This window comes from Amycolatopsis sp. SID8362 (genome assembly GCF_010550475.1).
GTDB classification, from domain to species: domain Bacteria; phylum Actinomycetota; class Actinomycetes; order Mycobacteriales; family Pseudonocardiaceae; genus Amycolatopsis; species Amycolatopsis eburnea.
The window spans coordinates 1-9996 of sequence record NZ_JAAGNB010001614.1; the positions used below are offsets into that span (position 1 = coordinate 1).

Sequence of the window (9996 nt, forward strand, 5' to 3'; positions counted from 1 at the left end):
CTGCTCGCGGCCGGGCACCCGGCCCGCCGCCGGGCGTCCTTCCCGGCCGGGCTGACCGCCCGCGAGGCCGAGGTGCTGCGCCTGCTCGCCGGGGGCGGCTCGAACCGGGAGATCGCGCGGGCGCTGTCGATCAGCGAGAAGACCGTGCGCAACCACGTCGAGCACATCTACGCCAAGGCCGGCGTCACCAACCGCACCGGCGCCGGGCTGTTCGCCCTCGAACACGGCATCACGAGCGCGTTCCCGGCCGCCGGAAGATGAGGCATCCGCCCCATGCGGCGGCGGGCGGGCCCGGGCGAGGCTGACGGCGTCGAAAGGAGCGCGCCATGCCCACCCGCGCCGTCATCAGCCTCACCACCGGACTCGAAGACCCCGAAAAGGTCACCGTGGCCTTCCTCGTCGCCGTCGGCGCCGCGGAACAGCACCGCGAGACCCTGATGTTCCTCACCAAGGAAGCGGTCCGGCTCGCCCAGGACGGCTTCGCCCAGGCCGTGGCCTGCGAAGGCTGCCCGCCGCTGGCGGACCTGGTCAAACGCTACGAAGCCGCGGGCGGCCGGTTCCTGGTCTGCCCGATCTGCTTCACCGCGCGCCACCTCGCCGACGACGACCTCGTCGCCAACGCCGCGCTCGGCGGCACCGTACCGATGTGGGAGTGGATCGGCGATGAGCCCGTCACGACCTTCAGCTACTGAAACCACGCTGGGCGAACAGTTCGCCCGCGCCCTCGCCGCCCGCGACGCCGCCGCGCTGCGCGGTGTCCTGGCCGCCCGCGTCGACTTCGCGGCGCTGACCCCGGGCCGCCACTGGACGGCGTCCGACCCGGCGGAGATCGTCGGCGACGTCGTCCTCGGCCGCTGGTTCGGCGCGGACGACCGGATCCGGGAGCTGTGCTCGGTGACGACCGGCCGCGTCGCCGACCGCGAGCACGTGGCCTACCGGCTGCGGGTGCACCGCGACGGCGCTGACCACCTCGTCGAGCAGCAGGCCTACTACACGGTGCGCGACGGCGGGATCGACTGGCTGCGCGTCCTGTGCTCGGGCTACCGGCCGCTGCCCGGCTGAGATCCGGATCACGTGGGCGTGGCTCACCGCGCCCACGGGGCCTCCTCCTGCCATCCTGTGCCGTCAGGAGAACAGGCGGACGGAGGCACCCGTGGGCGTCATCAGCTGGATCGTGCTCGGGCTCATCGCGGGCTTGATCGCGAAGGCCCTCATGCCGGGCAAGGACCCCGGCGGCTGCATCATCACGATCCTGCTCGGGATCGGCGGCGCCTTCGTCGGCGGCTGGGTCGGCAAGACCCTGTTCCATACCGACCTCGGCACCTTCTTCGACCTGCGCACCTGGGGCCTGGCGATCCTGGGCGCGCTGATCATCCTGGTCGGCTACCGGCTGATCTTCGGCCGCCGGGACTGACGCCGGTCAGTTCAGCGTCACGCCGTACGCGCTCAGCGCCTCGCCCACCGGCTGGAAGTACGACGTGAGGTGCCGGCTGGCCGCCGCGGTTGGCGTTGAAGCCCGCCGAACAGCGGGTGCCGCCGCCGGTGATGGCTTCGCCGTTGTAGATCGCGGTGTGCATCTCGCCCGCGGTCAGCACGATCCGGTTGGTCTTCGGGTCGAGCCCGATCGCCGCGCTGGAGTGCTTGGCCTGCGTGCGCAGCAGGGCGACGGCGGCGGACTCGCTGATGCCCGCCTCCGCGGCGAGGGACGCGACCGCGTCGCGCTGCACCGACGGCGAGTAGCCGTCGATGGTGGTGGCGCTGACGGATGAGAGGAACCCGATCGCCGCGGCGGCGGGCAGTAAGCCCGCCGGTCACTGTGCGCGGTTCGGGCGTACGAGTGGTTCCGCCGCCACCGGCCCGCCGGGCGCGTACCGTTTCAAGAACGGACATGGCGCGCTCTCCTCCCCCTCGGTGCGCGCCATGTCCCCCTCGGCCGCCTACTCCGGCCGGCCTTCCCAGTGCACGATGCCCGGCGGCTCGACGAACTTGCGCAGGTGCTGCTCCTCGGTCCGCCCGTGCAGCGGGAACCGGAAGCTCGACCCGTCCGGCCAGGTGAGCGTGTGCCGCCGGAAGTTCACCGCCGGTGCCTGCGGCTGGCGCGCCTCCCAGACGAGGTCCGGCGGCGGCGCGTCGGCCGGGTCGACGAAGGTCGAGCCCGTGTCCACCAGCGCCACGCACGACGGCGAGAAGGCCAGCCACGGCCCCCGCAGCGACCGCAGCCGATCGGCCAGCTCCAGCACCTGCGCGTCCGCCGGGCCGGTCACGCGGACCTCGCGCTGGAACGGCCGTCCGGCCCCGCCGCCGTTGGCCAGCGAGAACACCGAAACCACCGCGGTGCCGACGCCGCGCAGGACGCCCTTGAAGAACTGGCCGACCTGCCCCTCCCCCTCGACCGTGCCGTCCTGGCGACGACCCGGCACGGCGAAGCCGACGTCGGGGTCGCCGAGGCGCAGCACGATCACCGGCTCGCGCCAGCGGTCGCGCACCAGCGCCTCGACCCGCTCGCGGAACCCCGGGCGGACCTGGGCGTCGTCCGCCCACTGCTCGGCGCGCGCGTTGAGCGCGGCCGCGCGGTCGGTCAGATGTCGAGGTCCTTCCGGGTCTCCTCCGGACTCCGGTCCCCGCCGATCTCGCTCTTGTCGAACCACGGTTCGTCCCCTTCGGGCGTCACGGCGTCCTTGCCTTCGGCGAACGCACCCTTCGCGGCTCCGATGCCCGCCTTCACGCCCGCGCCGGCGAGCAGCGGCCCGGCGCCGGCCGAGGCACCGAACATCGTCGTGAGCACCCGGTTGCTCGGCTGGAAGCCCTGCGCGACCGCGCCGAACCCGAACTTCGTCTCGCCGGGCATCACGCCGATGCGGAGCTTGGTCGTGAACTTGACGACGTTCGTCGAGAACTTCGCCAGGAACTCGATGAAGGTGTCCAGCAGCTTGCCGAACTTGCCCAGGTACCCGGTGACCTTCTTCAGCACCGCCGCGGCCTTGGCGATGGACGCGGTCATGGCGGCGGCGACCGAGCTGCCGAAGCTGATCACCGACGCGGCCAGCGCCGGCAGCCACAGCGTGATCAGCCAGGACACCAGCTCGGTGATGATCCCCTTGATCACCTCTTCGATGACCACCATGACCATCGACCACATCTGCAGCACTTCCGCGACCGAGCCGGCGGCCGAGCCGATGCCGCGGATGCCGGAGGAGAAGTCGCCGAGCGCTTCCTTCGCGGCGTTGCCCGCTTCGTCGACCCACTCGGCCAGCGCGGTGTCGCCGGTCTTCTCGAAGTCGTCGGCCAGCGCGACGAAGCCCTGCGCGATGGTCACGAAGTTCTCCGACGCGTGCCCGATCGCCGGGCCGTCGCCGGTGACCTGGTGCAGCGCGTCCTGCAGCGGCTGGACGAGTTCGAGCAGCATGTTGAGGCCGTGGCTGACCAGCCAGCCGATCGGGTCCATCGCGAAGGTGACCATGTCGCCGGCCGCGGCGCCGACGAACGCGGCCCCGTCACCCACCAGCGCGCCACCCGCGGACAGCAGCTCACTCGGGTTGTCGGCCTGGAACGCCTGCTGGGCGTGCGCGCCGATCGACTTGCCCGCCTTGTACGCCGTGCCGGCCACCGGCACGAAACCCGCCGCGCGGTCCAGGTTCGCGCCCATGCTCTCGTCGTAGGCCTCGACGTTCAGCGCGTCGGCGATGCTCTTCTTCGGCTCCGTCATTCGCCCTGGCCCCCGACCGCGTCGATTTCCGCCTCGTAGCGCCCGAAGGCGATCTTGCCGGCGTCTTCCATGCCCTGGTACATCTCCGCGGCCTTGGTCAGCTTCGTGGTGAAGCCGTCGACGCCGTCCTTGAGGTCGGTCAGCAGCGACCGCAGCTCGGTGAGGCGCTCGGTGTAGCCCTCCTTGGCGAAGAGGCCGATCAGGCCCCAGGCTTCGTTCGTCACGTCGGCCGCGTCGATCTTGGCGCCGAACTTCTCCGCTTCACCCTCGTAGAAGGGCAGCTGCCGGGCGTAGGCGTTGATCGCGCCGATGTTCGTCTGTATTCCGTCTGGCATCGCGGTTTCCCTAGGATCGGCGGAGGATGGGGCCCTGACCGAAGTCGTCATCGTCGTCGGCGGCGGGCCGCCGGACGGGCCGCGACGGCTGCCGCGGCTGCGGTTCCGACGCGGGCTCGGGCGCCGCGGTTCCGAACGCCTCGCTCTGGGCTTCGCGGACCTGCCCGGAGACGTCGACGCCGAACGCGTCCCCGAAGGCGTCGTCGACGATCCCGGCCTGCTGCTGCACGGCCCCGGCCACGGCCCGCCGGATGGTGGCCATGATCGTGGCGGCGAGCTGCCCCGGCTCGACACGCGTGGCCCCGGCGGTGAGCCGCAGGTCGGTGACGGTCCCGCCGGCCCCCGCGACGACGGTGACGGTCCCGTCCGGCGAAGTGGCGGTGCTCTCCAGGCGCGCGACCCGCTCCTGCATGTCACCGACGCCGACGAAGCGGGCCTCGGCCTGCCGCACCTTGCTCCGGAAGTTTTCGAACTGGGCGATCAGCTCGTCCATCTGGGCGGACATGTGTCTCCCTTGCGCATTACGGGTGCCGTTGTCCGCATCATGACAGATTCGCCCGCTCGCCGATCCGGTTTCGGCGGATCCCGGCGGTCAGAAGTCGACGAGCTCGACCGACACCGCGCAGGTGTCCCCGATCTCGAGCCCTTCGGCTTGGCGGACGGCCCGCTTGACCGGCAGCACGTAGGCACCACGCGCGCTGTCGGGGAAGATCGACGTCCGCCATGCGGTGCCGCCGATCTTCACCCGGACGCGCACGGCGCCGAACCCGCGCCGCGGCCCGGCGGTGATCTCCCGGATGTCTTCCGACGCGTCCGCGGGCAGGCTCACGAAGGTCCAGGTTTCGGTGCGCCGGGCGTCCCATTCCCACAGCTCGGCTTCGAAGACGACGTTCACCGGCAGGGCGGCCGGTAGTGGTCGACGCGCAGCCCGCGGAACTCCAGCTCGTTCGGCGTCTTCCCGACGAACACCAGCCCGCGCGCCTCCGGCAATGCCGAGGCGAACGAATACGGCGGGGTACCCAGTTCGGGCAGCGACGTCCACCGATCGGGTGCGAAGCTGAAGAACTTCGTGACCAGCCGCCCGTGGGTGGACGGCACCGGCGTCAGCCACTTGTCGCCGCCGCTCCAGTGCGAAGCCGGGCGCAGCTGGACGTAGAGGTCGTCGCTCGCCCGGTAGGTCAGCCAGAACCCCGCCGAACGCGAAAGATCTGCCTGGGCCTCGAACTGGTTCCCCAGCCACACGACGGCGACGTGCCATTCGGCGTTCAGGAACGAGATCTTCGCCGTGTACCGGTGGTGGTCGCGGACCAGGAGGCTGCCGGTCGCCGGGACGGTGGTGCCTTCGCCGCTCGCGAGCCACTGCTGGTACCGGTCGATCGACGGCGTCGCGCACTCGCGGGCCGGTGGTGGTGACGCGTCGGCAGGAGCCGGGGCGATCAGAGGGAACACCAGCAGCGAAGCCATTGCCGAGAGCGTCCTGGCGAAGGGAAACCGACCGCGCATGCCGGGAAGCTAGCACAAAAGGGCGTCCCCGCCGCCGGTTCACGACCGCCCGGCCGCGCCGCTGGGCCGGACGGCTAGGCTCGTCGTCGGCGAAAACGACCACCATCGCCGACGCCGAACGGCGGGCAAGTGCACCACGATACGGGAGAACAACCCATGCTGGACCGAGCGGTCATCGACGCCCTCTTCCCCGCCGACCTGCCCGAGCCCGGGCACTGGGAGGAGCGCTACCCCGCCCGGCAGCTGCCCGAAGGCGCGCTGGTCACGCGCTTCGGCCCGTCCCCGACCGGGTTCGTGCACATCGGCGGCATCTACACCGCCACCATCGACCAGGACGTCGCCCGCCGCTCCGGCGGCCGCTACCTCGTGCGGGTCGAGGACACCGACCAGTCCCGCGAGGTCGAAGGCGCCGCCGAGCAGTTCGAGCGCGGCTTCCGCTACTTCCACCTCGTCGCCGACGAGGACACCCAGCGCGGTGGCGACTACGGGCCCTACCAGCAGTCCGCCCGCGAGCGGATCTACCTCAGCTACGTGCGCGAGCTCCTCCGCGAGAGCAAGGCGTACCTCGACTTCGCGACCAAGGACGAGCTGGCCGCCATCACCCAGCGGCAGCAGGCCACGAAGCTGCCCACCGGCTACTACGGCAGCTGGGCGATCTGGCGCGACGCCGACCCGGCCGACGTCCAGGCCAAGCTCGACGCGGGTGCCCCGTACGTCGTGCGGTTCCGGGCCCCGGACGACACCGGCGCGCGAGCCCGGTTCACCGACGCCATCCGCGGGCCGCTGGAAGCCGAGGCCAACCGCAACGACGTCGTCATCCTCAAGAGCTCCGACCAGAGCCCGCGGCTGCCGACCTACCACTTCGCGCACGCCGTCGACGACCACCTCATGCGGGTCAACCTGGTGATCCGCGGCGATGAGTGGATCTCGTCGGTCCCGGTGCACCAGCAGCTGTTCGACGCGCTGGGCTTCGAGCCGATCACCTACGCGCACATCGCGCCGCTGATGAAGCAGGAGGGCGGGTCCAAGCGCAAGCTGTCCAAGCGGAAGGACCCGGAGGCGTCCGTCGACTTCTACATCGAAGCCGGGTATCCCACCGAGGCCGTCCTCTACTACCTGCGCGGCCTGGCCAACGGCCGGCTCGCCGAGCTGCCGCTCGAGCAGGCGCTCACCGAGCCGATCAACCTCGCCGAGTGCGGCGTCGCCGGCCCGCTCGTCGACCTGGTCAAGCTCGACGACATCTCCGCCGACCACATCGCGACGCTCTCCGGCGCGGCGATCCTCGACGCGGTCCGCACCTGGGCCGAGCGGTTCGACAAGGAGCTGCTCGCGGTCCTCGACGCCGAGCCCGAACTCGCGCTGCGGGCCCTCGCGGTCGAGCGCGACGGCGCCGAGAACCCGCGCAAGGACCTGAAGAAGTGGAGCGAATTCCGCGCCGTCTACGGGTTCTTCTTCCCGCAGCTGCACGCGGCGGTCACGGGCGCGGACGACGAGCGCATCGCCGCGCTCGGCGTCGACCCCGCCGTCGTCCAGGCCGTCGCCCGCGACTTCGCGGAGGGCTACCAGCAGCTCGAAGACGGCGGCGAGTGGTTCGACCAGATCCGCGCGGTGGCGGCCAAGCACGGGTTCGCGCGCAACGCCAAGGAGTTCAAGAAGGACCCCGGCGCGTTCCCGGGCTCGATCCGCGAGGCCTCGCAGATCATCCGCATCGCGCTGTCGGGCTCCACGCGCAGCCCGGACCTCCACGCGATCAGCCAGGCGCTGGGCCGGGACGAGGTCCTCGCGCGGATCGCCGCCCTGACGAAGTAGCGGCGCCGGCCCGGCCGGGGTTCACCCGGCCGGGCCGACCTTCGTTTCTTCCATCATCAGCAGCGCGCCCTGGCTGTCGCCGTTCGAGCCGCGCAACGCCCCGCACAGCAGCCGGACGACCGCCGCCCGCCCGCGGCGGTTGATGGCGTGCAGGGTGAGCTCGCCGTGGTAGGCCGGGTCGGTCAGCGCCTCGCGGACCACCGGGCGCACCTCCTCCACCGGCAGGCCGATGTCCAGGTTCAGCAGGTGCGTGCCCTCGGCCTCTTCCCGCCGCACGCCCCAAAGGTCTTCCGCGCCGCGGTTCCACGCCTTGATCCGCATCTCGGAGTCGATCACGACGATGCCCGCCCGGATCGAGGTGAGCACCGACTCGAGGAACTCGTTCACCTCGTCGAGGTCGAGGGTGCGCTCGCGCAGGGCGTCGTTGATCGTCTGCAGCTCGTCGTTGGTGGACTGCAGCTCCTCGTTCATCGTCTCCAGTTCCTCGTTGGTGGACTGGAGCTCTTCGTTCGTTGTCTCCAGTTCCTCCACTGTGGACTGGAGTTCCTCGTTGGTGGTCTCGAGTTCCTCGTTCGTCGACTGCAGTTCCTCGTACGCCGACTCCAGCTGCCGGTTCGTGTGCTCCAGCTCGATCAGCAGCTGGCGCGCCCAGCTCACGTCGTGGAACACGATCGAGACACCGAGCAGCGCCTTGGCGTTGTTCACCAGCGGGTTGACGTCCACCTCGTACCACACGGTCTCGCCGGCCCGGCGCCATTCGACGTCCTTGATCCGCAGCGACCGGCGTTCCAGGCGGGCCTGCTCGACGTACGCGCGCAGCGCCACCGGCCGGTAGGAGACGTCCAGGTCGCGCAGCGGCCGCCCGACGTCGCGTTCGGACAATCCGAACGCGATTTCCGCCTGCGAGTTGATCAGCGCGGTCGTTTCGTCTTCGGTGACGACGATCTGGGCGACCGGGCTCGCCGAGAAAGCGTGCTCCCGCAGCCCTTCGAGACCGGAGATGTCCTGGCTGCGCCGCTGCGAGAAGCCGTGGGAAACGAAGTGGGTGAAGCTGACCGGGGAATTGACCGCCTTGCGGAAGACCCGCCGCTTGAGGTCCAGCGGTTCGAAGATCCGGGCGTGCGACAGCAGCATTTCGGCCTTGCCGAGGAACAGCACGCCGCGCGGCGCGAGCGCGAAGTGGAACCGCTCCAGGACCTTCGTCTGCGTCTCGGCGTTGAAGTACATCAGCGTGTTGCGGCAGACCAGCAGGTCGATCCGGGAGATCGGGGCGTCCTGCACCAGGTCGTTGCGCCCGAAGATGACCGACCGGCGCAGGTCCTTGCGGAAGCAGTACCGGCTGCCCTGCAGCTCGAAGTACTGCTCCAGCTGGGCTTCGGTGAGCCCCTCGACCTCGGCCGGGGTGTAGGCCGCGTGCCGGGCCTGCGCCAGCGCTTCGTCGTCGACATCGGTGGCGTAGATCTTCACCCGCTGCCGGAACGCCTCGATCCCGAGCGCGTCGGCGAAGAGCATCGCCAGGCTGTAGGCCTCCTGCCCGCCCGCGCAGCCGGCGCTCCACACGCGGATCGGCAGCTCGGAACCGCGTTCGGCCAGCAGCGCGGGCAGCACGTGCTCCCGGAGGTGGTCCCACGCGTCCGGGTCGCGGAAGAACCCGGTCACGTTGATCAGGATGGTGTTGAACAGCGCGACGAACTCGTCGGAGTTGACCTGCAGCTGGTCGATGTAGTCCGCGTAGCTGTCGATCTCGACCTGGCTCATCCGGCGGCGGACGCGGCGCATGAGGCTGCTCCGCTTGTACCCGGTGAAGTCGAAGCCCCGCGACTCCTTGAGGTAGGTCAGCACGGACTCGAACTCGCCGCTGGATTCCTTGGGCTCGCTCACGATCCGACACGCTACCCGGCGGAACCGTCACCACCGGTTCGGGGACGCTGGACGAGAACGGCCCAGACGACCTTCCCGCCGGCCCACGACCGGCTGCACCCCCACGTGCGGGCCATCTGCGCAACGAGCTTCAGTCCCATGCCGGGTTCGAACGGGGAAAGCCGTTCGAGCAGCACGGCCGGGCGCGCGTCCTGGTCCGCCACCGCGACCGTGCACACGCCGCGGCGGAAGTCGAGGCGCAGCCGCGGTTCCGAGGTGGTGTGCTTCAGGACGTTCTCCACCAGTTCGGTGGCGACGAAGCGGGCGTCTTCGGCGAGTTCGGGGACGCCCCACTGCGCCAGCCTGCCGGTGACGAATTCGCGGACCAGCGCCGAACTGCCTTCGGCACGCGGGAAGGTGCGTTCGCTCCGCCGTCGCACCGGGTGGTCCAGTGCGGCCACCGCCCCGGTCAGGTCGTCGCGGACCGGGACGTAGCTGTCGACGACTTGGCGCCTCAGCAGCGTGCGGTGACCGGACCCGGCGGCCACCAGCGTGAACGGGATGCCCGGCCAGTCCCCGACCCGCATGGCGATCAGGGGGAAGACGCTCACCAGCGACGGGTCGTGGATCCGCAGCGCCCGGATGTCGGCCACCAACCCCTCGGTGGCGTCCGTCGCGATCTTGAGCAGGCCGTCGCGCAGCGCCGGGTACGAACCGACGTCCAGCTCGCCGGTGACCGTCACGACGGTCGCTTCTTCGAAGCGGCCGACGGCCAGGTTCACC

General features: G+C 70.8%; 14 protein-coding genes. 5 read left to right on the plus strand and 9 right to left on the minus strand.

Annotated elements, in window-relative coordinates:
* The 4 genes from G3I65_RS49730 to G3I65_RS49745 form a co-directional block, all read left to right on the plus strand.
* Positions 1–261: response regulator transcription factor (locus tag G3I65_RS49730; protein WP_160702721.1), on the plus strand; the 261-nt coding region annotated here is incomplete at its 5' end.
* 65 nt (positions 262–326) lie between these two features.
* Positions 327–692, plus strand: a complete 366-nt coding sequence (locus G3I65_RS49735) for a DsrE family protein (protein ID WP_160702723.1) — start codon at positions 327–329, stop codon at positions 690–692.
* Positions 664–1062 (plus strand): hypothetical protein, encoded by a 399-nt coding sequence (locus G3I65_RS49740; RefSeq protein WP_160702725.1) that lies wholly within the window; start codon positions 664–666, stop codon positions 1060–1062. Before G3I65_RS49735 ends, G3I65_RS49740 begins: the two co-directional genes overlap by 29 nt.
* Before the next feature lie 91 nt (positions 1063–1153).
* The gene (locus tag G3I65_RS49745; RefSeq protein ID WP_086856240.1) at positions 1154–1414 is read left to right on the plus strand and encodes a GlsB/YeaQ/YmgE family stress response membrane protein; all 261 of its coding nucleotides are present in this window, start codon (positions 1154–1156) and stop codon (positions 1412–1414) included.
* Here the strand turns inward: G3I65_RS49745 and G3I65_RS49750 are convergent.
* The 7 genes from G3I65_RS49750 to G3I65_RS58010 all read right to left on the minus strand — a co-directional run bounded on the left by G3I65_RS49750 (position 1371) and on the right by G3I65_RS58010 (position 5505).
* The gene (locus G3I65_RS49750) at positions 1371–1727 is read right to left on the minus strand and encodes a hypothetical protein (protein ID WP_375336784.1); all 357 of its coding nucleotides are present in this window, start codon (positions 1725–1727) and stop codon (positions 1371–1373) included. The two genes, G3I65_RS49745 and G3I65_RS49750, sit on opposite strands and share 44 nt — an antisense overlap.
* Before the next feature lie 210 nt (positions 1728–1937).
* A complete protein-coding gene (locus G3I65_RS49755) occupies positions 1938–2648 on the minus strand; it encodes a hypothetical protein (protein WP_309236059.1) in 711 nt (236 codons plus the stop codon).
* Positions 2579–3706 (minus strand): hypothetical protein, encoded by a 1128-nt coding sequence (locus G3I65_RS49760; protein WP_160702727.1) that lies wholly within the window; start codon positions 3704–3706, stop codon positions 2579–2581. The genes G3I65_RS49755 and G3I65_RS49760 overlap by 70 nt, the downstream gene beginning before the upstream one ends.
* Positions 3703–4041 carry a hypothetical protein gene (locus G3I65_RS49765; RefSeq protein ID WP_160702729.1) on the minus strand — a complete coding sequence of 113 codons (339 nt, stop codon included), beginning with the start codon at positions 4039–4041 and terminating at the stop codon, positions 3703–3705. Before G3I65_RS49765 ends, G3I65_RS49760 begins: the two co-directional genes overlap by 4 nt.
* 10 nt (positions 4042–4051) lie before the next feature.
* Positions 4052–4546, minus strand: a complete 495-nt coding sequence (locus G3I65_RS49770; RefSeq protein ID WP_160702731.1) for a YbaB/EbfC family nucleoid-associated protein — start codon at positions 4544–4546, stop codon at positions 4052–4054.
* Between the two features lie 87 nt (positions 4547–4633).
* A complete protein-coding gene (locus tag G3I65_RS58005) occupies positions 4634–4936 on the minus strand; it encodes a DUF1905 domain-containing protein (RefSeq protein ID WP_160702733.1) in 303 nt (100 codons plus the stop codon).
* Positions 4933–5505: a hypothetical protein gene (locus tag G3I65_RS58010; protein ID WP_160702735.1), complete on the minus strand. Its 573-nt coding sequence runs from the start codon at positions 5503–5505 to the stop codon at positions 4933–4935. Before G3I65_RS58010 ends, G3I65_RS58005 begins: the two co-directional genes overlap by 4 nt.
* Positions 5506–5700: 195 nt before the next feature.
* On the opposite strand from G3I65_RS58010, the gene G3I65_RS49785 reads away from it, so the two are divergent.
* On the plus strand, positions 5701–7353 hold the full coding sequence (locus G3I65_RS49785) for a glutamate--tRNA ligase (RefSeq protein ID WP_160702737.1): 1653 nt from the start codon (positions 5701–5703) through the stop codon (positions 7351–7353).
* Positions 7354–7374: 21 nt separating this feature from the next.
* Here G3I65_RS49785 and G3I65_RS49790 read toward each other — a convergent pair whose 3' ends face one another.
* A complete protein-coding gene (locus tag G3I65_RS49790; protein ID WP_160702740.1) occupies positions 7375–9234 on the minus strand; it encodes a CheR family methyltransferase in 1860 nt (619 codons plus the stop codon).
* An 11-nt stretch (positions 9235–9245) separates the two neighbouring features.
* Positions 9246–9995 (minus strand): ATP-binding protein, encoded by a 750-nt coding sequence (locus G3I65_RS49795; RefSeq protein WP_160702742.1) that lies wholly within the window; start codon positions 9993–9995, stop codon positions 9246–9248.
* Position 9996: the final 1 nt, after the last annotated feature.